This window comes from Serratia sp. CY71090 (assembly GCF_052166845.1).
In the GTDB taxonomy this organism is placed as follows: Bacteria; Pseudomonadota; Gammaproteobacteria; order Enterobacterales; family Enterobacteriaceae; genus Serratia; species Serratia nematodiphila.
Genome location: NZ_JBJNOA010000003.1, coordinates 532,170 through 556,601 on the forward strand (window position 1 = coordinate 532,170; position 24,432 = coordinate 556,601).

At 60.3% G+C, this 24,432-nt stretch carries 17 protein-coding genes; 7 read left to right on the top strand and 10 right to left on the bottom strand.

Annotation, left to right across the window (positions count from 1 at the left end):
- Nucleotides 1–42: 42 nt before the first annotated feature.
- A complete protein-coding gene (locus ACJ8OK_RS08950) occupies nucleotides 43–327 on the bottom strand; it encodes a hypothetical protein (RefSeq protein WP_161800773.1) in 285 nt (94 codons plus the stop codon).
- Here ACJ8OK_RS08950 and ACJ8OK_RS08955 point away from each other — a divergent pair.
- The 4 genes from ACJ8OK_RS08955 to ACJ8OK_RS08970 all read left to right on the top strand — a co-directional run bounded on the left by ACJ8OK_RS08955 (nucleotide 310) and on the right by ACJ8OK_RS08970 (nucleotide 8,064).
- Nucleotides 310–5,700, top strand: coding sequence for an amino acid adenylation domain-containing protein (locus ACJ8OK_RS08955; RefSeq protein WP_442530535.1), 5,391 nt, complete (start codon nucleotides 310–312; stop codon nucleotides 5,698–5,700). The two genes, ACJ8OK_RS08950 and ACJ8OK_RS08955, sit on opposite strands and share 18 nt — an antisense overlap.
- Complete coding sequence (locus ACJ8OK_RS08960) at nucleotides 5,687–6,499, top strand: cyclase family protein (protein WP_442530536.1); 813 nt, start codon at nucleotides 5,687–5,689, stop codon at nucleotides 6,497–6,499. The genes ACJ8OK_RS08955 and ACJ8OK_RS08960 overlap by 14 nt, the downstream gene beginning before the upstream one ends.
- Nucleotides 6,496–7,233: a tryptophan 2,3-dioxygenase family protein gene (locus ACJ8OK_RS08965; RefSeq protein WP_033633975.1), complete on the top strand. Its 738-nt coding sequence runs from the start codon at nucleotides 6,496–6,498 to the stop codon at nucleotides 7,231–7,233. The genes ACJ8OK_RS08960 and ACJ8OK_RS08965 overlap by 4 nt, the downstream gene beginning before the upstream one ends.
- Nucleotides 7,234–7,332: 99 nt before the next feature.
- Nucleotides 7,333–8,064, top strand: coding sequence for a thioesterase II family protein (locus tag ACJ8OK_RS08970; protein WP_161800771.1), 732 nt, complete (start codon nucleotides 7,333–7,335; stop codon nucleotides 8,062–8,064).
- Nucleotides 8,065–8,067: 3 nt separating this feature from the next.
- Here the strand turns inward: ACJ8OK_RS08970 and ACJ8OK_RS08975 are convergent, their stop codons facing one another.
- Complete coding sequence (locus ACJ8OK_RS08975) at nucleotides 8,068–9,231, bottom strand: multidrug effflux MFS transporter (RefSeq protein ID WP_082997052.1); 1,164 nt, start codon at nucleotides 9,229–9,231, stop codon at nucleotides 8,068–8,070.
- A 99-nt stretch (nucleotides 9,232–9,330) separates the two neighbouring features.
- On the opposite strand from ACJ8OK_RS08975, the gene ACJ8OK_RS08980 reads away from it, so the two are divergent.
- Nucleotides 9,331–10,098, top strand: coding sequence for an AraC family transcriptional regulator (locus ACJ8OK_RS08980; RefSeq protein WP_047025742.1), 768 nt, complete (start codon nucleotides 9,331–9,333; stop codon nucleotides 10,096–10,098).
- A 107-nt stretch (nucleotides 10,099–10,205) separates the two neighbouring features.
- Here the strand turns inward: ACJ8OK_RS08980 and ushA are convergent, their stop codons facing one another.
- Entirely contained in the window at nucleotides 10,206–11,858 is a 1,653-nt protein-coding gene (ushA, locus tag ACJ8OK_RS08985) for a bifunctional UDP-sugar hydrolase/5'-nucleotidase UshA (protein ID WP_074469410.1), read from the bottom strand.
- 178 nt (nucleotides 11,859–12,036) lie between these two features.
- Here ushA and ACJ8OK_RS08990 point away from each other — a divergent pair, with 178 nt between their 5' ends.
- Together ACJ8OK_RS08990 and ybaL are read left to right on the top strand one after the other, a co-directional pair.
- Nucleotides 12,037–13,257, top strand: coding sequence for an MFS transporter (locus ACJ8OK_RS08990; RefSeq protein WP_049278714.1), 1,221 nt, complete (start codon nucleotides 12,037–12,039; stop codon nucleotides 13,255–13,257).
- 245 nt (nucleotides 13,258–13,502) lie between these two features.
- Entirely contained in the window at nucleotides 13,503–15,194 is a 1,692-nt protein-coding gene (ybaL, locus tag ACJ8OK_RS08995) for a YbaL family putative K(+) efflux transporter (protein ID WP_004940247.1), read from the top strand.
- 54 nt (nucleotides 15,195–15,248) lie between these two features.
- Here ybaL and ACJ8OK_RS09000 read toward each other — a convergent pair whose 3' ends face one another.
- From ACJ8OK_RS09000 to htpG, 7 genes are all read right to left on the bottom strand, one after another.
- Nucleotides 15,249–16,553 (bottom strand): inosine/guanosine kinase, encoded by a 1,305-nt coding sequence (locus tag ACJ8OK_RS09000; protein WP_004940249.1) that lies wholly within the window; start codon nucleotides 16,551–16,553, stop codon nucleotides 15,249–15,251.
- 91 nt (nucleotides 16,554–16,644) lie between these two features.
- On the bottom strand, nucleotides 16,645–17,607 hold the full coding sequence (gene hemH / locus ACJ8OK_RS09005) for a ferrochelatase (RefSeq protein WP_060558732.1): 963 nt from the start codon (nucleotides 17,605–17,607) through the stop codon (nucleotides 16,645–16,647).
- Nucleotides 17,608–17,726: 119 nt separating this feature from the next.
- Nucleotides 17,727–18,890: a glycerate kinase gene (locus ACJ8OK_RS09010; RefSeq protein ID WP_250602443.1), complete on the bottom strand. Its 1,164-nt coding sequence runs from the start codon at nucleotides 18,888–18,890 to the stop codon at nucleotides 17,727–17,729.
- 9 nt (nucleotides 18,891–18,899) lie between these two features.
- Nucleotides 18,900–20,165, bottom strand: coding sequence for a GntP family permease (locus ACJ8OK_RS09015; protein ID WP_015376868.1), 1,266 nt, complete (start codon nucleotides 20,163–20,165; stop codon nucleotides 18,900–18,902).
- A 119-nt stretch (nucleotides 20,166–20,284) separates the two neighbouring features.
- On the bottom strand, nucleotides 20,285–21,418 hold the full coding sequence (locus ACJ8OK_RS09020) for a sugar diacid recognition domain-containing protein (protein ID WP_060558729.1): 1,134 nt from the start codon (nucleotides 21,416–21,418) through the stop codon (nucleotides 20,285–20,287).
- Nucleotides 21,419–21,583: 165 nt separating this feature from the next.
- Nucleotides 21,584–22,228, bottom strand: a complete 645-nt coding sequence (adk, locus tag ACJ8OK_RS09025) for an adenylate kinase (protein WP_004940261.1) — start codon at nucleotides 22,226–22,228, stop codon at nucleotides 21,584–21,586.
- A gap of 202 nt (nucleotides 22,229–22,430) precedes the next feature.
- Nucleotides 22,431–24,296 carry a molecular chaperone HtpG gene (htpG, locus tag ACJ8OK_RS09030; RefSeq protein WP_004940262.1) on the bottom strand — a complete coding sequence of 622 codons (1,866 nt, stop codon included), beginning with the start codon at nucleotides 24,294–24,296 and terminating at the stop codon, nucleotides 22,431–22,433.
- Nucleotides 24,297–24,432 lie beyond the last annotated feature (136 nt).

Here is a 24,432-nt window from a genome sequence, read left to right on the forward strand (position 1 = left end):
CTTCATATTGGCTATTTCGGCGACAGTGCCTGCGGTAAATTATTAACCGACGAAATCCGGGAATACGGCCATCAGGTTAGCTTTATCAGTCTCGAACACCGTCCAACCGAAAAGCTCGACCTTATTATCACCACTGAAAATAACGCTGAAACAATACGACGACTGCAACAGCAGGGAAAAAATCTGCTGACGCTCGCAACCAATAAAAAAAATATTAACGACATTGACACCCTGCAAAACCAAGAACACTTTTCTCTGTACTTTAGCTCCGCCGGCCAGGCCGCTTATCTGTGCGATGCGCTGTCGGATATGGCCGCTGACGCCCAACTTCCCCTGCTGCAGGAAAGGCTTGTCGACATTGTGGTCGAGCTGTCGCGTGGCGGTATACCGCCGGTACAAGAACTTCCCTACCGCTTGGCGCGTAAATACTATGCCGAATCACCGACGCGCATGCGCGAATTGACTGCATTGCTGATGGAACGTCTTGGCGATCAGATGCAGGGACGTTGCGGCAGCGATCTCTGCCATCTCACCTGGCAACCCGGCGCCGACTTCCATACGGTGCCGGTAGCGGACATCACGTCCCCCGCACAGCTGCAACATTTCTTCTTTAATGAAACCGGCGCGCTCAAACAGGGACGCTACGCCCAGCCACGAGTGATGGTCGACGTAGCGGCTTGCGGTGACGGCACTCAGCTTACCCTGTATGGCGACGACATGCGTTTCAACGCGTTCACCGACTATCTTGACGCGCTATTGGCAGATCCGGCCGATCCCGTCGCCGCGCCCATTGTTACTCAACCTCAAACGTTACATCGCCTGAGCCAATTCAACGCAACCGACGATGCCGAGCTCCTGGCGCACGACGTCATCGCTTTGTTCCGCCACGCCGCCGCCGCTCATCCGCAACAGGCCGCGCTGCATGCCGATGGCCAGACATACAGCTATGGAGAAATCGATCGCGCCTCGGATCAGTTTGCCTGTTGGCTGCTTGAACACAGCGGCGCCGCCAGTTCGGTCGTCGCCGTCTCGATGGACAAGTCAGCGACGCTGCTGATCGTGCTGTTGGGGATACTGAAAAGCAATAAAACCTATGTACTGCTCGACCCGCAGGCGCCAGCGGCACGCAATCAAAGCATTCTTGACGACGTACAGCCCGCGCTGATTTTGGCCGACTCGCCATTGCACTCCGGCGACGCGCCGTGCATTGCGCCATCAAGCATTGATTACCGTTCGCTGAACATCCATGCGGAGCAACTCCCTCAATCGCGAGACGCTCTGGCTTACGTCTGCTATACCTCCGGGACGACAGGCAAGCCCAAAGGCGTCATGATCGGGCGTGAAGGCCTGAGCAACGTGGCGCAAAACCACCGCGATTTCATTGGACTGGCGCAAGGCAGCCGCGTGCTGGCCATCGCCTCGCTGGGTTTCGACGCCTTCGGCTGGGACGTCTATGGCGCGTTAGTCAGCGGCGCGACGCTTTATCTTGCGCCCTCGGAGCTGCATACCGATGTCGGCGCGCTGCACGACTATCTGACTCAACACGATATCGGCCATATCACTATTACGCCGGCAATTCTGGAATTGTTGCCCCGCGAAATGTGGCCGGGACTGCGGACGATGATCGTCATGGGAGACGCCCCGCCTGCGGACGTCGTCGCCTGGTGGGCCGAGCGCACCCGATTGTGCAACGGTTACGGGCCGACCGAGGCTTCCATTGCCACTTCGCTGTGCGAGTATCGTCCCGGCGTTCCCTGGAACTGCATTGGCAAACCGCTGAAAAACTACCGTTGCCACATCCTTGATCTCCACCATAATCCACTGCCGGTCGGTTTTGAGGGCGAACTGTGCATCGCCGGCAGCGGCCTGGCGCACGGTTACCTGCATCAAGAGGCGCTGAGCGCAGAGAAGTTCATTATCTGTCGGCTGCCGTATATGGCGGCCGAAGAGCGTCTTTATCGAACCGGCGACATCGCCAAATGGGACGAACAGGGCAACATTATTTTCGTCGGCCGCCGTGATCACCAGGTGAAGATACGCGGAGTGCGCATCGAGATGGGAGAAGTGGAAAGCGCCGTCCGCAGTCATCCACTGGTTGAAAGCGCCTGCGTGGTCGCTCGCAGCCAGCCCTCGGGCAAAATTCTCGCCGCCTTCGTGCAACCCGCTTCGCCTGAGCTGACGATCGACGCGCTGCGCCACGCGTTAGTCACACTGCTCCACCCCGCCGCGATCCCCAGCGTCTTTATTTTCTTGCCGGCGCTGCCGCTGACCATCAATGGCAAGATCGCCCGCCAACAGTTGGAAAACTGGCCACTGGATGAGCGGAATGAGCGCCTGACGCCGCCGGAAACCGAAACGGAGGCCATTCTCGAGCGCATCGTGGCCAACGCGATCGGCTGTCCGCAAGCCGACGTCACCCAGGAGTTCATCAACCTGGGCGCGCACTCGCTGACAATGAGCAAAATCGTCGCGCTCGTCGCACGCGATCTTTGCTGCCACCTGAGCATCGCCGATCTGTTCCGCCACAATACGGTGCGCAAACTGGCCGAATATATCGAGAATAAGGCCGTTGCCGCAGAGCGCGCCATCGCGATCTGCGACGAACGCCGCGCGCCGCTCAGCCCACAGCAGAACCTGCTTTGGTACCTGAGCGCATTGAATCCTGACGATTGCAGTTACAACCTGCCGCTGGCGATAGACATCCAGGGCCCGCTTGATCTGGGGCGCTTTGAGCAGGCGATCAATTTTATTTATGAAAAACATGAAAGCCTGCGCACTCGTTTCAGCGAAACCGACGGTGTCGCCTATCAGTTGGCAGAACCGCATACCCCGATTCGCCTTGCCGATCACTGGGTGGACGGCCAAACGCTGTCGGCAGAAAAGTGGGTGCGCCAACTGTGTGCCACGCCTTTCGACATCACCGCTCGCCCGCCGCTGGTGCTTCGGCTGGTCCAGTATCATCAGCAGCACCATGTTTTGATTTGGGTAAAACACAACATTATTACCGACGCCTGGAGCGAACAACTGATCCTTAACGATCTGTGGCAGCGCTATAACGAGCTTGACGATCACCACGGCTTGGACGCACCGCAACCGCAGATTCAAACTATCGACATCGTCAATAGCGGCATCGCGTCACCTGCGCCGGCGGATGTCGCTTATTGGCAACAGCAACTGCAAGACTGCCGCGAACTGGACTTCCCGCTGGATAAACCGCGCCCGCTGATGCCGACGCACGCCGGAGAGCGCATCCATTATCAGCTGCAGCCTGACGTGGCCGGTCTGCTGGCGTCACGAGGCAAAGCGCTGGGCGCCACGCCTTTCGCCTTGCTCTGCGCGGCATTAAGTTTGCTGCTCAGCCGTTATACCCAGCAGCAGGATATCGTCATCGGCACCGCCATCGCAGCGCGGGATAACCTGGATCAGGCGCAGGTCAGCGGCTTCCACGTCAATACCGTACCGCTGCGTATCCGACTGAGCGAACAGGACACTCTGGCCGGACTGATCGGTAACATGATGGAAACCTGCATCGGCGCCTACCAGCATCAGCAGCTCTCCTTCGACCGGATCTTGCACCAGATCGAATACGAACGGATGTCGAACAAAAATCCGTTATTCCAGATCATGGCTATCCTGCAGAACGCCGGTGACGTATGCCAACAAAACCTGCGCGATTGCACGCTGCATCGCTTGCCGCTTTCGTCCGGCTTCTCGATGTTCGATATGACCTGGAACTTCAGTGTGGAACAGGACGCCGTCGCCATCGAGCTCGATTACGCCAGCGAACTGTTTTATCCCGCCAGCATGCAAATGCTGTTGGACAACTATCAGCAAACGCTGCGGCAACTGCTCACCCTGCCGGCCAATACGGCGCAGCTTGCCCTCAACCCGCTATGCGAACGGGAACAACATTGGCTGCAACAGTTGGCCGTCAACGCCGACGCAGGTTCACGTGACTCGTTGCTGATGCACATTGGCCGGTTGGCACATACTCAGCCTGACAGCCTCGCCGTCAGCTGCGAACGGCAACAGTACAGCTACCGTCAGCTGTGGGCGCAGTCTGAGCGCGTCGCGCATGCATTGCTGCGCATCGACAGCCGGCCTTTCTCGGTCGGCGTCATGATGGAGAAAAGTTGCCACGTCGCCGTGCTCCTGCTCGGCGTGCTGAGAGCCGGCAAACACTACGTGCCGATTGACGTACACTACCCGGCCGACCGCGTGAGCTACATGATCGAGAACGCGCAAGCCCGGTTGCTGGTGACCGATGGTGAGCCAGAGCAAGGTTGGGCCAGTCCCGCCGTCGGTTTCGACTCGCTGGTTTCTCATCCTGCAGCGGCCGACGCGTTGCCGATCCCAGCCGACGATACGCTGGCCTACATCATGTACACCTCAGGCTCAACCGGTAACCCCAAAGGGGTGATGATCACGCACGGCAACCTGAACAATTTCACCAACGACTTCGTCGGGCGGCTGGCGCTGAGCGCGCGCGATAAGGTGCTCAGCCTGACCAGCATCAGTTTCGATATTTTTGGGTTGGAACTTTTCTGCTCGCTCGCCGGCGGCGCGCACGTCACGCTGTGTCCACGAGAAACCGCCATGGATCCGGTCAAGCTGTATCACTTTATCGAGCGACAGCAGCCCAGCGTGATTCAAGCGACACCTACCGTCTGGAGTACCATCGCCCACCATCTGCCGGCGGCGAGCCAACGCCCCCTGACCGTGCTATGCGGCGGCGAGAAGATGCCGGCGGCCCTATTGACGCAATTGCGACGCATCGCGACACGGGTGCTGCAGGTGTATGGCCCGACGGAAACCACCATCTGGTCGACCTGCGCCGATCTGACTCACGAAGGCGCAAGCGACTGTATCGGCACGCCGATCCAGAAGACTGAGGTTCTGGTCATGGATCAGGCCGGCAACCCGCTGCCAAGCGGCGCATTTGGTGAGCTGTGGCTGGGCGGCGCAGGGGTATCGCCGGGGTATTGGCGCAACCCGACGCTGAGCGATAAGGTCTTTCTACGGCGTCAGGCGTTCGGCGCCGAGCGCTATATGTACCGCACCGGCGACATTGTGCGTTTTAATCGACAGGGGCAGCTGGAGTATCTCGGCCGGAACGATCACCAGGTCAAAATTCGCGGCCACCGTATTGAGTTGAGCGAAATCGATCTCAGTCTATCGTCCCTCGACAATATCGAGCGGTCACTCAGTTTAATTGTCGGTGAAGGCCAGCAGGCCCGCATCGTCAGCTACCTGCAGTTAACGCCGGGCGAAGAGCTGAATGAAAAAGCGGTACGCACGGCGCTGAAAGCCCGTTTGCCGAATATCATGATCCCGTCCGGTTTTGTGGTGCTGTCGGCCTTCCCGCTCACCAACAACAACAAAATCGACATTCGTCGGCTGCCAGCGCCGGAAACCCGCTACTCGGCTTCCGAAGCGGACTACACGCCTGCGGCCAACGAGGCGGAAAACGCCATGCAGCATATCTGGCAACAAGTATTGTCGCAGACGCAGATCAGCGTCTGCGACAGCTTCTTCAGCCTGGGTGGAAATTCACTGCAGATCCCGCAGCTGCTGCACGCCATTCGTCAACAGATGGGCGTCTCGCTGACTATCCGCGAATTCATCATGCACAGCCAGATCCGCGAACTTACCGCTCTGGCCTTGAGCAAAACTGCCGAGGTCGCCGATGAAACGCATTGAGGTGTACCACCAAGGGCGTTGTCATCACCTTGACCACCGAGAGCCGCTGCGGCTCTCGGCCAGGCTGGACTTCGCCGATAACTCAACCAACCTTTATGGTGTGGCCCCCGCCGACTCGGCGCCGCTGAGTTACGGTGATACCGTCGCCAGCGTGCGTCATGGCGGGGTCTGCAACGCCGAGCGCATCAGCCTGGTGCCGCACTGCCATGGTACGCACACCGAATGCATCGGCCATATTCTTCCTGAAACGCACAACGTGGCTGATTTGCCGCTTGAACCGTTCATCGCCGCCACCCTGATTCGCGTCAGGCCGCAGCGAGCGGACGCGACCACGGAAAGCTATAACGCCAGCGCTGTCTGCGAAGACTGGCTGATTACCCGGGCGGCGCTCGATGACGCATTGGCGCCGTTGTCGGGCGACTACCTGCAGGCTTTGGTGATTGCGATCGAGGCGCCGAGCGAATTCCGCGCCGCGTCCTGCGCGCCCTACTTCAGCCATCAAGCCTTGGCGCGCATCGTCGAACTCGGCGTCCAGCATCTGTTGGTGGACATTCCGTCGATCGACCGACTATACGACGGCGGACGCATGGACAACCATCGCCGTTTTTGGGGGCTTGAGGCCCCCGACAGGCCGCAAGAAGGGCGCAAATACGCCTCCGTGACCGAGCTGATTCAGGTTCCCGCGCAGGCCACGGCGGGACACTATTTTCTGACCATTCAACTGCCGGATCTGAGCGGGGATGCCCTTCCCAGCCGGCCCATCTTATTTTCGTTTTCTACAGGGAAAGTGACATCATGAATTACGCCAGCTATCTGCAGCTAAACCAGCTGCTGTCGCTGCAACAGCCAGCCTCGCCGTCTGCGGAACACCGCAATGAAAACTTGTTTATCATCACTCATCAAACCTACGAGCTCTGGTTCAAGCAGCTGATCGATGAGCTTCATCTGGCGATCGCGCAGATCGAAGAAGGAGATATACCGGCGGCGATCGAAACGATGACGCGCGTCAATGCCATTACCCAAACCGTGGTGAATCAGATCGCCGTGATTTGCACGCTGAAGTTTCACGAATTCCAGCGTTTTCGCAGCTATCTCGGCACCGCCAGCGGTTTTCAATCCTACCAGTTCGCCGGCATAGAAGCGCTGCTCGGCAAGGAAAATCCGAAAAAACTACAGCAGTATCAGGGTGATGAAGAGGCACAGCGCCGATTGGCGGCTATCATCCAACCGGTTTCACTATGGCAGGCAATACGCGGCCATCTGATGCGTCTCAATGACCAGCCCAATCAGGCGGCGCGGGGCTTCGACGACATCATCAGGCAATCGCTGACGCGTTCGAGCTGCGAGTCGCTGCTGCTCAATCAACTGCTGGATTTGGATTCACTGCTGCAGGAGTGGCGTTACCGCCATGTGAAACTGGTGGAACGTACTATCGGGCAGCGGAAAGGTACCGGAGGTTCATCGGGTTCGGACTATCTGAAATCTACGCTGTTCACGCCGATCTTCGATGAATTGTGGAACGCCATCAACTGAATGCGTTCCTTAACGCCAAGGAAGCTCAGGCTTCCTTGGCCTCCTGAAAATACGGATTTCGCCATGCATTGCACCCACTTCCCCAACGCCCCACGCAGCTTGAAACCGCTGACGCCAGGGCGCCAGGGCAGCCTGCGGCTGATCGCTTTTCCTCATGCCGGCGCCGGCGCCACTGCCTTTCAGGGGTGGAGCCCCTCGTTGCATCAGGACATCGAACTCTATGCCGTGCAATACCCCGGTCGAGAGGAGCGGGCAAACGAAGCGCCGCTCTGTCACCCCCAATCACTCATCAATCAACTGATGCCGGCACTGCAGCCACTGCAGGACAAACCGCTGATCTTTTTCGGCCACAGTCTTGGCGGACGGGTTGCGCTGGCGTTAGCGACGGCGCTGCCTCAGCCGCCGCTGCAGTTGATCATTTCCGCCAGTTCATCGCCCTTCCTGGCGCGCCACAGTGCGTTGCTGAGAATGCCGCGTGCCGCTTTGTTGAACGCGCTATGTGCCGGCGAGGGTCTGGATGCGTCGCTCATCGGCGACAGCGCGCTGCTCGATTACTATCTGCCGCTGATCCGTGCCGATCTGATGCTGTCCAGCCAATTGCTTTTTCCTGAGCAGCCGGGTTACCCCGCCCCGCTGGCGATGTTTTATGGTGAAAACGACGAGCTGATCGATCGGCAGGATTTGCTCGACTGGCGCCGGATCGCGCAAGGCGATTTTCAGCAGCGCACTTTTGCCGGCGGACATATGTATATCACCACGCAGCGCGACGCCGTGATAGCCGGCATTCACCAGTTGCTGGCAGGCCACCTGAGTGAACCAGCCAGCATATAGCCGTCAGGCGTTTTCACTCTCAGGCATCGCCAGACGACGCTCGTTGTGCACCACCCGCCACGCCAACAGCAGCACGCAGAGGCTGCTGAGCGACAGCACGGCGCCCAGGTGCTGCGAAAGCCCCGCCAACACCAAGCCACCGCCGAGCATCAGGTAATACATCAGGCCAAGGATGGCGCCGGCGGTGCCCATGCAGTCTTTATAATGGCGCAGCGCGCGCGCCAGAATATTGGGAATGGCGATGCCGTACGCCATCACCACCAGCATCATCGGCAGAACGAACCACAAGCTCCCTTCCAGCAGCAGTACCAGCAGGCCGCCGATCAGCGATAATCCGCAGGCCAGCATCAACAGTGCGGGGAACAACCAGTGCTTACCGATCAAAAACTTGTTGATCGCCGCGCCGATGCCCACCCCGGCCGCCAACACCAAACCGGTATAACCGAACCACTGCGCCGGCAGCGCCAACGCCGAGAAGTGGAATGGCGCCAGCTGGTAATAGCTGAACATGCAAATATTGAACAACGCCACCAACAGCGCGCTGAGCCAAATATCCCCGTCCTTGACCATCCGTCCCAGCGTGCCGAAAAATGAATTCTTCACCACCTGTTGCGGACGCGTCTCCGGCAGTTGCCAACCGGCATAGCCCAGCAACAGCGCCGCCAACAGCGCCAAACCGCCGAACACCCCCTGATAGCCCCAATAGTGAGTCAGCACTGCGCCGCTCAACACGCCAACCGCCGGGCTGATCGCCATGGCGATCCCCATCACCGAGAACACCCGCGCCAATTCATAACCGTCGAAGCGATCGCGAATCGCCGTTTGCGTCCCGACCGAACCGACCGCCGCGCCAAAGGCGGCCAGCACCCGCGCGGCCAGCAGCACGCTGAAGCTGCCGCTGAACAGCGCAACGAGAGAAGCCAGCAGATAGAGCGTCAGCCCGGCCAAAATGGTGGGACGGCGTCCGATGACGTCGCACATCCGCCCCCATACCACCACGCCCAGCGCAAAGGCGAAAAAGTAGCAAGAGAGCGTTTGCGCCGCCATCTCCGCACTGACCCGGAAACCGTGCGCAATATGCGTCAATGCCGGGCTATAGATGGTCTCCACCACCTGGGGAAACATCATCATCGACGTCGCCAACGTCAGCGTCAGTTTACGTTGCATAACAGATCCTGTAGCCAAGAATAGGCTGCACAAGGTAGCATCTGGTCCCATCGCCGATTACAATATAAAAGACAATAAATTTACAAAATCGGACAGACTATGGCGTGGCTTCAGGCGCAGGACAGTTTTAATCCGGATACGCTCGACAACGGGGTGCTCGGGATCGCCGCCGAACTGGCGCAGCACGACTCGGGCACGCATTGGCATGACAGGGGGCAGTTGCTGTTCTGTCAGCAAGGCAGCATGCGCATCACGCTCAACCAAAGCATCTGTATGCTGCCGCCGGGCAGAGTCGCCTGGATCCCGCCGCAGGTGGCTCACCGCGTTCAGGTCAACGGCGTCGTCGGCTACCGTTCGCTTTATCTCGACGCCGATCGCTATGCCTGTCTGCCTGCGCAGCTTGCCGTACTGACAGCCTCGCCGCTGCTGCGCGAGGTGTTGGAACGCATCGCGTTCGCCGCCTTCGACACCGACTGGCAGCATGGGCCTTACGCCAATATTCTGGCGGTCTGCCTGGACGAGATCGCCGCCGCGCCGCGCGAACTGACGCTGCTGCCGCTGCCCAGCGACCGCCGCCTGCGCCATCTGGCCAATCTGGACATGCTTCCGCCGCTGCACGAGCTATCGCGCTATAGCGGCGCTTCCGAGAAAACCATCAGCCGGATTTTCCGCCGTGAAACCGGGCTCGGTTATCAACAATGGCGTCAGCAATGGCGCCTGATCAAAGCGATAGAGATGCTGGCCGCAGGGCTGAGCCAATCCGACGTCGCCGGTCGGCTGGCGTTTTCCAGCGACAGCGCCTTCGCCACTTTTTTCAAGAATATGGCGGGCTGCCCGCCGAGGGCGTATATGGAGAGAAGAAAGTAAGACGCCGTTTAAAACGGCAACGCTGACAAAAGGCGTTGATTCAGAGGAGAAAAGCGACGGCGGGAACGGCGCCCCGCGACAAGCGAGAGCGCCGTTCCGCGACGCTTCTAGCGATACACGATTTCGCCCTTCGGTTCGTAAGCCGCCGCATCCAGCGGCGAGTGTTTCTCGATGTATTGCTTCAGCACCTCGGCGTCGATAAAGCCGGTGTTGACGTAGCTCGGCAGCCCGTCCAGCTTCGGATAGCCGTCGCCGCCCAGCGCGTTGAAGTTCAGCGTCGCCATGCGGTAAGTTTTATCCGCCTGCAGCGGCTGGCCGTTGATCTTCACCTCGCTGACGCCCTTGCCGTCCGCCACCAGGCTGACGTTGGCGAACTGGGCGTAGGCGCCGGAATCCGGCTTCATGTTGGCCACCACCGCCAGGTACTGCTCAACCTCGCTGCCTTTCATATCGACATGCACCAGAGTGTTGCCGAACGGCTGCACCTTGAGCACATTCTTGTAGGTGATATCGCCGCTTTCAATCGAATCGCGCACCCCGCCGCCGCTCATCACGGCGAAGTCGGCGTCGGCGCGCTCCCTCTGCGCGGCCAGCATCACCCGCGCCAGGTTGGTCTGCACGAAGCGCACCTTGCTGCGGTCGCCTTCAAGCTTGCCGTTGACGCTGCCGATCTTCACGTCCAACTGCGCCTTGCCCTTATCCTGGAACGGCGTAAGCAGCTTCATCATGGCCGGATCTTCCGCAATCTGCCGGGTGTAGTACACCCGCTCGCTGGTGCCGTCCGCTTTCTCCACTTTCTTCTTCAGGTTCACCGGGATCAGCTGATAATGCACCAGCTTCAGCTCGCCGTTGCGGAATTCGAAGTCGGCGCGCCCCACGTATTTGCCCCACTCGTGCGCCTGCACGATCCAGGTGCCGTTCTGGCGATCCGGCGAGCACGGCGTGCCCGGCACATAATCCGCCTGTTTGCGGTTGTCGCCGGCCATGCATACCGGATCCTGCGAGTGGCCGCCGACGATCATGTCGAGATATCCCGCCGGCAGGCTGCGCGCCATCTCCACGTCGCCCGGCGCGTTAGAGCCATGCTCGCCGTTGTCGTAGTGCCCCATATGGGTGGCGGCGATGATCACGTCCGGCTTCTCGTCCTTGCGCAGTTGCTCCACCACCTGCTTCGCTTCCTGCGCCGGCACGCGGAACTCCATGTCGGTGAAGTACTCCGGATTGCCTATCTTGGCGGTGTCGTCGGTCGTCAGGCCGATCACGGCAATCTTGATACCCTGTTTGTCGAACAAGGCGTAAGGCTTGAACAGGCGCTGGCCTGTGCTTTTCTGGTAGATGTTGGCGGACAAGAGCGGGAAGGTCGCCCACTTCTCCTGCTGGCGCAGCACGCTCAGCGGGTTGTCGAATTCGTGGTTGCCGATCGCCATCGCGTCGTAACCCACCAGGTTCATGCCGCGGAAGTCCGGCTCGGCGTCCTGCAGATCCGATTCCGGCACGCCGGTGTTGATATCGCCGCCGGACAGCAACAGCAGGCTGCCGCCCTGCGCCGCCACTTCGCGGCGAATGCCGTCCACCAGGGTTTTCTGCGCGCCCAGACCGTATTCACCGTGATCGTTCTGCCAGAAGTGACCGTGATGATCGTTGGTATGCAGAATGGTGATGGCGTAGGTCTTATCCTTTTCCCAGGCACTGGCGGCCCCCGACAGCAGCGTCAGGGATACGGCCAACGCGCATGCGGTGGTTTTCAGCGAAAAACGCATGGCGGATCTCCGTGTATTAAATGGCTTTTATGATGAGGGCGAAATTGTAGCGCGAATTAATGACAGCTGATTTCAATTTTTTGCGATGTGAGTCTGATTATTTCAGATATGGTAAAAATTGAACGCCCTGCCTAAGATGTCATCTCTGTGCTCAACAACTTATCAGGCTAATAATAATATGACCGACAGTAGCCAAAGCGCGATGCCGCCCGCCAAGGGCAGTACGGTAAAGAGGACCGCTTTCTCCATCCTCGGCGCCATCAGCGTGTCTCACCTGCTCAACGATATGATCCAGTCGCTGATCCTGGCGATTTACCCGATCCTGCAAGCCGATTTCCATCTCAGCTTCGTGCAGATCGGCATGATTACCCTGACCTATCAGCTAACGGCTTCGCTGCTGCAACCGCTGATCGGCTATTACACCGATAAACACCCGCAGCCTTACTCGCTGCCGATCGGCATGGGCTTTACCCTGTCCGGCCTGCTGCTGCTGTCGGTGGCGAGCACCTTCCCGCTGGTGCTGCTGGCGGCGGCGCTGGTGGGCACCGGCTCATCGGTCTTCCACCCGGAATCCTCGCGCGTGGCGCGCATGGCCTCCGGCGGGCGGCACGGCCTGGCGCAGTCGCTCTTCCAGGTCGGCGGCAACTTCGGCAGCTCGCTCGGCCCGCTGCTGGCGGCGCTGATCATCGCGCCTTACGGCAAGGGCAACGTCGCCTGGTTCTCGCTGGCGGCGCTGCTGGCGATCGTGGTGTTGCTGCAGGTCAGCAAGTGGTATCAACATCAGCATCGGGCAACTAAAGGGCAGCCGAAAAGCCCGTCGCTGCTGAAACCGCTGCCAAAACGTACCGTTGCCTACTCGCTGGGCATCCTGCTGGTGCTGATTTTCTCCAAATACTTCTATCTGGCCAGCATCAGCAGCTATTACACCTTTTATCTGATACATAAGTTCGGCGTTTCGGTGCAGAATGCCCAAATTCACCTGTTCGCCTTTCTGTTTGCGGTAGCAGCAGGCACCATTATCGGCGGGCCTCTTGGCGACAAGATAGGGCGTAAATACGTAATTTGGGGCTCTATTCTCGGCGCTGCGCCGTTTACCCTTGTTTTACCCTATGCATCCCTCTATTGGACCGGCATTTTAACGGTGATCATCGGGGTTATTCTCGCCTCGGCGTTCTCCGCCATTCTGGTCTACGCTCAGGAGCTGATCCCCGGTAAAGTCGGCATGGTTTCCGGCTTATTCTTCGGTTTTGCTTTCGGTATGGGCGGGTTAGGTGCGGCAGTTCTTGGTTATGTCGCCGATTTGACCAGTATCGAACTGGTCTACCAAATCTGTGCTTTCCTGCCACTGATCGGCATTATTACCGCGCTACTGCCCAATATGGAGCATAAAGCGCAATAACCCCGCTGTCTGCCCGGATGAAATTATTTATTCATCCGGGTTATCCTATGGATAAATCAATGTTATTTGGTTTATCTTCCCCAAAACCCCCTCATTGCCATGCCTTAAGTGAAATCCTCTGCTTTTTTACAAAAAAGGCCAAATTAGCCAAGCAAGCCGCGAACAAATGCAATAAACTAAATGTATCTTTTCGTAACTTTGTTGCGTTTCTCCCGTGCCGCGATGCATAGCCAGAAGGAGTATGGATGCATAATTCAACACCGCTCATCACCACCATCGTCGGAGGGTTAGTACTCGCCTTCCTCCTCGGCATGCTGGCGAACCGCCTGCGCATCTCCCCTCTGGTGGGGTATCTGGCCGCAGGGGTGCTCGCCGGCCCGTTCACCCCCGGTTTCGTCGCCGACACCTCACTGGCGCCGGAACTGGCGGAAATCGGCGTTATCCTGTTGATGTTCGGTGTTGGCCTGCACTTCTCTTTGAAAGACCTCCTCGCAGTAAAATCTATCGCCATTCCCGGCGCCGTGGCGCAGATAGCCGTCGCTACCCTGCTCGGCATGGGGCTGTCCAAGCTGCTCGGCTGGGATCTGATCTCCGGTCTGGTGTTCGGCCTCTGCCTCTCCACCGCCAGCACCGTGGTGCTGCTGCGCGCCCTGGAGGAACGGCAACTGATCGACAGCCAGCGCGGGCAAATCGCCATCGGCTGGCTGATCGTCGAAGATTTGGCGATGGTGCTGACGCTGGTATTGCTGCCGGCCTTCGGCAATATGCTGGGCAATGACAATGCCAGCAGCAGCCAGTTGCTGATGGAGCTGGCGCTGACCATCGGTAAAGTCATCGCCTTCATCGCGCTGATGATCGTGGTCGGCCGCCGCCTGGTGCCGTGGATCCTGTCGAAAACCGCCAGCACCGGCTCGCGCGAGCTGTTCACCCTGGCGGTATTGGCGCTGGCGCTCGGCATCGCCTACGGCGCGGTGAAGCTGTTCGACGTCTCCTTTGCGCTGGGCGCCTTCTTCGCCGGCATGGTGCTGAACGAGTCCGAGCTGAGCCACCGCGCGGCGCACGACACTCTGCCGCTGCGCGACGCGTTCGCGGTGCTGTTCTTCGTCTCGGTTGGCATGCTGTTCGATCCGATGATCGTGATTAACGAACCGCTGGCGGTGCTGGCGACGCTGGCGATCATCGTGTTCGGCAAATCCGCCGCCGCGTTCCTGCTGGTGAAAATGTTCGGTCACTCCAAGCGCACCGCGCTGACCATTTCCGCCAGCCTGGCGCAGATCGGCGAGTTCGCCTTTATTTTGGCGGGCCTCGGCATCGCGCTCGGCATGATGTCGGAGCACGGCCGCAATCTGGTGCTGGCCGGCGCCATTCTGTCCATCATGCTCAACCCGCTGTTGTTCACCCTGCTGGAACGCTATCTGGCCAAAACCGAAACCATCGAAGAGCAAATCCTCGAAGAGGCGGTGGAAGAAGAGAAACAGATCCCGGTGGATATGTGCAATCACGCGCTGGTGGTCGGCTACGGCCGCGTCGGCAGCCTGCTGGGCGGCAAACTGGCCGAAGCAGGCATCCCGCTGGTGGTGATCGAGAATTCCCGCCCGCGGGTGGAAGCGTTGCGCGAACAGGGTATCAAGACGGTGCTGGGCAACGCCGCCAATCCGGAAGTGATGGATCTGGCTCGGCTCGACTGCGCGCGCTGGCTGCTGCTGACCATCCCGAATGGCTACGAGGCCGGCGAGATCGTCGCCTCGGCGCGCGCCAAGCGGCCGAACATCGAGATCATCGCCCGCGCCCACTACGACGATGAAGTGGCCTACATCACCGATCGCGGCGCCAATCAGGTGGTCATGGGCGAACGCGAGATCGCCAACAGCATGCTGAACATCCTGCAGCTGGACACCCTGAGCGAAGAAGAAAAAATGGGCGGCTGCCCGATCTGAGGCACCGCGCATAAAAAAAGGTCCGGCATACCGGACCTTTTCTTTTTCAGCGGGTTAACGCTCCCAGTAGGACTCTTCCAGGCTGTCTTCCCGCTCCGGCAGGCCGCGCGTGAGGCGTGGCGAATGCTGGTTCAACACCTGGTAGCTGACGCGGTTGGCGTATTTGCACACCTGCGCCAGGGAGGAGTAGGTCAGGTAACTGCGCACATGCTTGCTGGAGTTCGGCACGTTGTGGCGGTGATAGCCGTTGGCGGCGATATCGTGCAGCAACGCCGACAGCGCGCCGTCGCCGGCGCCGTTGGTGTTCATGATCTTCTCCGGCCCGCCCATATACGGCGCGATATGCGAATAAACGCGCAGCGGATTTTCACAGTGCTCGCGGCGCATGGCGCGACTGAACTCGTAGCGGTTGAACTCGGCGATATGCCCCGGCAGCAGCGGGTGCTGGGTCTGGCGCTTATTGGCTTCTTCGGTGTAGCCCGCCATATACAGGCCATTCGGCCCGGCGGTGCACAGCACCAGATCCACCCACTCCAGCGCCATGTCCGAGGCGGTCAGCGGATCGCTCAGCCCGGTCAGCTCCAGCGCTTCGTCTTCGTTCATCGCCAGAATCGTCACATTTTCCTTCAGGAAGTCGCGCCACCACTGCGGGTTGTCGGCAATGACGTACTTGGTACCCAGGGTCAGCACCACCGGCACATCGTGTTTTTTGGCGTATTCGATCGCCTGCAGGGTGGCGTCCTTTATCGGCTCCCCTTCCTTGCAGCGCACCAGGTAAGAACTCAGCACCAGCGCCGACGCGCCGGCGATCACCTCTTCAGGAATGCTTTCCGGGCGCAGCTGGTTCATCTGGCCGGGGTTGATGGCGAAGGTGCGCTCGCCGCTTTCGCCGATCAGCGTGAAACAGCGGCCGATGGCGCCATCAACGCCCTGCAAATAGTTAAGATCGGTGCGGCTGGAGGTATTGCACAGATAACGGTAGGCGTAGCTGCCGATTTTCACGTTGCTGCACATCACGCCGAGCAGTACCGAACGATCGTCCGCCAGCACCGAATAGTTGTGCATGGTATTGCCGATGGTGCCGCCGGCGAACTGATGGGTGACCAGGTTGTTTTCATTCAGTTCCTGATACAGCGCCTCGGCGACGTCGTCTTCGATCACCAAAGAGTGGCCCAGGCTCAGGCCGTAACGCTGGACAAAAGCATCGTCCACTTTTGCCTCGATATCCACCAGCGTCTGGTCGATGCCGACAATATACGAGGTGCTGATTTCACTTTCGGGCTGGGCCTGCTGCAGAAGCGGATCGCGGGCGCTCACCGGAAAATAGTGTTTGGACTTGCGTTTACCAGGAAATTTCATGTGATTGGCGGTGGTGACGGTTTAACAAGCGGAGAATGTTAACACATCCCCGCCCGATCACGATGCACCTAAATAGACAGATTATGGATGATTACAGACGCTGCGCCACCAGCTGCTGCATCATGTCGATATGCGCCGGCTCGTCGTTCAGCGCCGAGATATATTCAAACTTCTCGCCGCCGGCCTTGAGGAAGATCTCGCGGTTCTGCTCTTTGATCTCTTCCAGCGTTTCCAGGCAGTCTGCCGAGAAGCCGGGGCAAATCAGTTGAATGTGCTTCACGCCCTGCGCCGGCAATCCCTTCAGGGTTTCATCGGTGTACGGCGTCAGCCACGGCTCGCGGCCGAAGCGCGATTGGTACGTCATCATCACCCGCTCCGGCGCCAGCGGCAGCGTGGCGCTCAGCGCACGCAGCGTATCCTCGCAGCGCTGCGGGTAATCGTCGCCCAGACGCGCATAGCGCTTGGGGATGCCGTGGAACGACAATACCAGCCGGTCCGGCTGGCCGTGCTCGGCGAACGAGCGCTCCACGCTTTGCTGCAGCGCGGCGATATAGGCCGGGTGTTCGGCGTAATCGCGAATGAAGGCCACAGCAGGCAAGCGGCGATAGCCTTTCAGCACCCGCGCCACGCCATCCCATACCGCCGCGCTGGTGGAACAGGAATATTGCGGATAGAGCGGCAGCACCACCAGGTTGGTCACGCCCTGCGCCAGCAGCTTGTCGATGGCTTCCGCCAGGCTTGGCGAACCGTAGCTCATGCCCAGCTCCACCGGCGTATTCGGCATGCGCGCCGCCAGCGCCCGCTGTTGGCGGCGGCTGTACACCAGCAGTGGCGAGCCCTCTTCCATCCACACCGACTGATAGAGTTTCGCCACGCGCGGCGAGCGGATCGGCAGGATCGCGCCGTTGAGGATCGGCCACCAGATCAGCGGCGCCGTGTCGACCACGCGATCGTCACTGAGGAATTCCTTCAGATAGCGTTTGACCGCCGACGAGGTCGGCGCATCTGGCGTGCCCAGGTTCACCAGCAATACGCCGTGTTTCTCTTGCTTCATCTCAGTTCCCCTCATTTCCTTTCCGGCCGGCATTCCGTTCTGGGTCGGGATGTCAGCAGCCATTAATGCCGGCTATTGTAACGGAAAAGTCCTGCATCGAAACCGATAACAGCAACAGGCTATGCCTGTGGGCTTCTTCCCTGCGCCAGCTGCCATACCGCCGCCACGTTGCGCGCCGTCACCTGCAGATTGCGATCGGCGCCCGCCAGCGCTTCTTCCAGCGTCACGATGCGGTCGAGCACCGAAAACGCCGCATCGATGCCGTGTTGATGCACCACCTGGTAATCCGGCGTCAGGCTGCCGGCGATGGCGATCACCGGCACGCCGTGGCGCTTGGCTACCCGCGCCACGCCGATCGGCGTTTTGCCGTGGATCGACTGGCTATCCAGCCGCCCTTCTCCGGTGATCACCAAATCTGCATCGCGCACCGCCTCATCCAGGCGCAGGGTTTCAGTAACGATCTCGATGCCCGGCCGCAAGCGCGCGTCGAGCATGCCGAGCAGCGCCGCCCCCATGCCGCCCGCCGCGCCCGCCCCTGGCTGGGCCAGCACGGCACGGCCGGTTTCCCGTTCCAGCAGCTCGCCGTAGTGATGCAGCGCCGCATCGAGCTGCGCCACCATCTCCGGCGTCGCCCCCTTCTGCGGCCCGAATACCGCCGACGCGCCCTTTTCGCCGCACAGCGGGTTATCGACGTCGCAGGCGGCGGTCACGCTCACCCGTTGCCAGCGCATATCCAGCCCTGCGAGATCGAGGTGCGCCAGCTGCGCCAGCGCCGCGCCGCCCACCGGCAGCGGGCGACGATCCTTATCCAGCAGTTTAACGCCCAGCGCCTGCATCATCCCGGCGCCGCCGTCGTTGGTGGCGCTGCCGCCGATGCCGAGAACGATCGCCTTTACGCCGCGATCCAACGCCGCCAACATCAGTTCGCCGGTGCCGTAACTGGTGGTGATGCGCGGATCGCGCCGATCGGGCGGCGCCAGATGCAGCCCGGAAGCGGCGGCCATTTCAATCACCGCGGTTTCGCCATCGCCCAGCAGGCCATAGAATCCCTGCACCGGCTCCCCCAGCGGCCCGGTGACCGTCACCTGGACGATTTCGCCGCCGGTGGCCGCCACCATCGACTCCACCGTGCCTTCGCCGCCGTCCGCCATCGGCAGCTTCACGTAGTGCGCCTGCGGATAAATCTGACGGAATCCCCGCTCGATGGCGTCGGCGACGCCGAGCGCGCTCAGGCTCTCTTTGAAAGAATCCGGAGCAATAACCACTTTTTTTAGCGTTTTCATCACTGTTCCTTATCCCGCCAGGTTAAATACGCCAAACATCAGCGCCGAGATTGCCGCAATGGTGAACCCCACCAGCGTTTCATACGGCAACAGCTTGAGCCGCTCGTGCACCGCCATATTGACGCTGCCGCCGGTGGCGTGGAAGAAACTGCCGTGCGGCAGGTGATCCAGCACCGTGGCGCCCGCGTGGATCATCGCCGCGCCGGCCAGCCCGCTCACCCCCAGTTCCAGCAGCGTGGAGCTGAACACCCCGGAGGCGACGGCGGTGCCGGCGGTGGTCGACGCGGTCGCCATCGACATCAGCGCGCCGGACAGCGGCGCCAGCAGCCAGGCCGGCAGCCCGGTATGCGTCAAACCGTTAATCAGGACATCCTTCAGCGCCGAGTTGGCGATAATGCCCGCCAATGTGCCGGTGCCGAGCAGCATGATCGCCACCGGCGCCATGCGCGACAGGCCGGAGACCATGAACTGATTGCACTGGCGAATGCGCCCCATCAACAGCGCGCCCGCCAAACCGCCGGCCGGCAACGCGATCAGCGGATCGACGGCGATCCCGGCGATCGGCCGCAGCGACAGCAGCAGGATCGCCACCAGTGGCGCGCTGATCGCCGCCGCGAAGCCCGGCCGCGCCCCTTCGGCATGCTGAGTCAGCTCTTCGGCCATCACCTTGCTGCCTTTATCGCTCAGGCGGCGCGCCAGCAGATAGGCCACCACCAGGCCGCACAGCCCCGGCACGATGCCGGCCATCATCACCGAGGTGAGCGGCACGTGGAAATTGTCCGCCGCCGCGATGGTGTTCGGGTTGGGCGACATCACGTTGCCGGCCTTGCCGCCGCCGATCATCGCCAGCAGGATCGCCGCGCGTGAAATGCCGGCCTTCTGGGCGATCGACAGGGCGATCGGCGCGACGGTGATCACCGCCACGTCGATAAACACCCCCACCGCCGTCAGGATCAGTGTAGCTACCGCCAGCGCCAGCAGCGCGCGGGTTTCGCCCACCTTGCGCACGATAGTTTCGGCGATGGTGTGCGCCGCGCCGGATTCGATCAGCACCCCGGCCAGCACCCCCGCCGCCAGAATGCGCATCACGGCGTTGGTGATGCCCTGCGCCCCACCGATCATCAGCGTCACGGTCTGCACCAGATCGGCGCCGCCGCACAGCCCGCCCGCCAGTGCGCCGGCGATCATGCCGTAAGCCGGCGGCACCTTGCGTAGAATCAGGACGATGGCGACGGCTAACGCCACCAGCGCCCCCAGAGTGGATACGGTTGTCATTGTTGTTTTCTCCGTGGTTGATGTGCAGGCCAACATATCCCGCGCGCCCGGCGTTGACCTGAGGGAAAACAACAAAAAATCGCCGGGGGAACGGCGCGGAATTTGTGGGTTGGCACAACTCAGTCGTGCATCAGCATGCCGATATACAACCGCAGAGAGTCGGTTAATTGATTGATTTTCATGCCGGTTATGGCTTCGATGCGCTGCAGGCGATAGCGCAGGGTATTGACGTGAATATGCAGCTGCGCGGCGGCCTGCGTCTGATCACAATTCTGCGAAAAATAGTGGCGCAGCGTGGCGCGCAGCACGCCTTTTTCATCCTGTTCGCCCAGCTTCCGCCAGGGGCGCCCCAGCTCTTGCGCGCGCCAGTCCTCTCCCAGATCGCACAGCAGCGACGGCAACGGATAGTCGTGGTAGAACAGCGTGGCGTGACGCAGTTTCAGGCGCTGCGCCATCGCCTGGGTGGCGCGCGCCGTCAGGCTGGAGCGGTAGGCGCTTTGCGGATCGTCGTAGAAACCGCCGACGATCAGCCGCACCCGAAAACGGTGTTTAAGCTGGTTTTGCAGACGCTGCGCCTGTTGGCGCTCCAGCTTCAGGCTCCACTCACCTTGCGCCATGCAGGCCGGGCGCAGCAGGGTCATTTCATTGAAGCCGGTAATGGCGATCAACGCATCGCGCTGGGTGGCCTCCAGCTCCGCCAACAGCTCGCGCAGCAGGTGCGGCTGCGCCTCTTGCAGTTCGACGATCCACACGATGCGCGCCTGGCGCAGGTCCAATCCCAGATACGCCGCCATCGCTTCCAGCGATGCCGTGTTCGGCTGCGGCTGCAGCAGCTGGTTCGCCAGCTCTTCCCGGTAGCGCTTTTCCCACTGATGCTGATCCAGCAGCGCCGCCTGCTCCACCATCATCTCCGCAGCCATCTTGACCAGCTCGGCGTAGGCGCGCACCTCGGCCGGCTCGCCGGAAATGCCGATCACTCCCACTCGCTGGTTACGAAAGCTGAACGGCAGGTTGATGCCGGGCCGCACCCCTTTCAGATGCTCGGCGGTGGCGCGATCGATCTCTACCACCCGATTCTCCGCCAACGCCAGCACCGCGCCCTCATGGCGCTGAAACAGACGCTGCGGATTGCCGGAGGCGATGATCACGCCGTTGCTGTCCATCACGTTGACGGAATGGCTGATGATGCCCATCGCCCGCTGGACGATCTGGCGCGCGGTGGCTTCCGCCAGAAGAGTGGTTTGTCTGAGCATGCCCGGCTCCCTGCTGAGGGTGAAAACGCAGGCTTGTTATACGCCATTTGGCGCGGGCGATTAACGGGCACGGTTGCAACAAGCCGCCGCGATCACAATTTGACGGCAAAACGGCAAAAAAAACGCCGGGCCACGGGCCCGGCGTCATGCACGATGCGCTTGCGATCAACCGAGGATGGTCGCCAGCTCTGCGCTCACTTCGGCCACCTTGCGGGTGCCGTCGATTTTGCGGTATTGGGTGTTGCCCGCTGCCGCTTCTTTGCTGTAGTAAGAGATCAGCGGCGCGGTCATCTGATGGTATTCCACCAGACGCTTGCGCACGGTCTCTTCCTGATCGTCCTTGCGCGTGGTCAGCTCTTCGCCGGTCACGTCGTCTTTGCCTTCCACCTGCGGCGGATTGAATTTCACGTGGTATACGCGGCCGGACGGCGCGTGCACGCGGCGGCCAACGATGCGGTCAACGATCAGCTCATCCGGCACGTCGAACTCCAGCACGAAGTCCACGTTGATGCCGGCTTCTTTCATCGCGTCAGCCTGCGGAATGGTGCGTGGGAAACCGTCCAGCAGGAAGCCCTTGCGGCAATCTTCCTGAGCGATGCGCTCTTTGACCAGCGCGATCACCAGCTCATCGGTCACCAGCTTGCCGGCGTCCATGATCTCTTTCGCCTGCTTGCCCAGTTCACTGCCGGCCTTCACGGCTGCGCGCAACATATCACCGGTGGAGATTTGCGGAATGCCGTATTTCTCCATGATGAATTGAGCCTGAGTACCTTTACCAGCGCCCGGAGCGCCCAGCAGAATGATACGCATTGCGTAAATCCCCTTGCTATGTAGTTTTTATAAAATTGCGAAAACGCTCAACGATACCATTTCAGGGGGGGCAGGCTCAAGGCGCGCGAAGGAAATCGATTGCGGAATGTGCAAAAAAACCGACGAACAAAAGGCGAGAAAAGGCGGGGAAAAACCGAAAATGCGCCCCTAACGGTGCCGTTAAGGGCGCATATCTTCAACTTTAGGCGGACAGCAACTTGTTCATGCGGCGGATGAACAGGTTCGGATCCTCCAGCGTGCCGCGTTCAGCCAGCAGCGCTTGATCCAATAACAGGTCGATCCATTCGGCGAAATGTTCGTTATCGCCCACGTCGGATGCGCGTTTGACCAGAGCATGTTCCGGATTAAGCTCGAAAATGTACTTCACTTCCGGCGCCTGCTGACCGGCGGCGGCGAACAGCTTGGCCATCTGGGTGCTCATTTCGTCGGCGTCGGTTACCACGATCGCCGGCGTATCGGTCAGGCGGTGCGTCAGGCGCACATCCTTCACGCGATCGCCCAGCAGGGTTTTCACGCGTTCGATGAACGGTTCCAGTTGCTTCTCGGCGGCCTTCTGCTCTTCGGTTTCATCCGCCAGTTTATCCAGCGCTTCATCCGCCTTGCTGACCGATTGGAACGGCTTGCCGTCGAACTCGGTCAGGTAGCTCATCATCCACTCGTCGATGCGATCGGACAGCAGCAGCACTTCGATGCCTTTCTTGCGGAACAGCTCCAGGTGCGGGCTGCTCTTGGCCGCGGCGTAGCTGTCGGCGGTGATGTAGTAAATCTTCTCCTGCCCTTCCGCCATGCGGCCGACGTACTCTTCCAGCGATACGGTCTGCGCCGAGCTGTCACCGTGGGTAGAGGCGAAGCGCAGCAGTTTGGCGATCGCTTCCTGGTTACCGTTGTCTTCCGCCGGGCCCTCTTTCAGCACCAGACCGAACTGCTGCCAGAATTTCTGGTAGCCTTCGGCGTCGTCTTTGGCCAGCTTATCCAGCATCTGCAACACGCGCTTGGTCAGCGCGCCGCGCAGGTTTTGCGTCACACGACTGTCTTGCAGGATCTCGCGCGATACGTTCAGCGGCAGATCGTTGGAATCGATCAGGCCGCGCACGAAGCGCAGATAGTTCGGCATGAACTGCTCGGCGTCGTCCATGATGAACACGCGCTGCACGTACAGCTTCAGGCCGTGCTTGTGATCGCGGTTCCACATGTCCCACGGCGCCTGCGCCGGGATGTACAGCAGGCTGGTGTATTCCTGCTTGCCCTCAACCCGGTTGTGGCTCCAGCTCAGCGGATCGGTGAAGTCGTGGGCGATGTGTTTGTAGAACTCTTTGTACTCTTCGTCGGTCACGTCAGCCTTGCTGCGGGTCCACAGGGCCTGCGCCTTGTTGATCTTCTCCCAGGTGACGGTGTCGTCTTCTTCGTTTTTGCTTTCGATCTCCACCGGCAAGGCGATGTGATCGGAATATTTGCCGATCACCGAACGCAGGCGCCAGGCGTCGAGGTACTCATCTTCGCCTTCGCGCAGATGCAGGGTGATTTCGGTGCCGCGGGTCTCTTTGGTGATGTCGGCGATGGTGTAGTCGCCTTCGCCGGCGGACTCCCAGAACACGCCTTCGTCATCGGCGGCGCCGGCGGCGCGGGTGCGCACGGTCACTTTGTCCGCCACGATGAACGCCGAGTAGAAACCGACGCCGAACTGGCCGATCAGTTGGCTGTCTTTCGCCTGATCGGAACCGATGGATTCCAGGAATGCTTTAGTGCCTGACTTGGCGATGGTGCCAAGGTTTTCAATCACTTCTTCGCGGCGCATGCCGATGCCGTTGTCGGCGATGGTCAGGGTGCGCTGCTCTTTATCGAAGGACAAACGTACGCGCAGCTCGCCGTCGCCGGCGTAGAGCTCTGGCGCGGACAGGGCGCGGAAGCGCAGCTTGTCGGCGGCGTCAGAGGCGTTGGAAATCAGCTCGCGCAGGAAAATTTCTTTGTTGGAGTACAGCGAATGGATCATCAAATGAAGCAGCTGTTTTACTTCAGACTGGAACCCGCGGGTTTCTTGACCTTTCATACTCATTGATTACCTCAAAAGACAATGGCTACCAAAATCGAACAATGAGGATCAGATGAGGGTCAGGGTGTTGTTTTTCAAGCGGACGGCGGGATTTTTTTGGCAAAAAACAATGGGGCCGGGCGGCCCCATCCGG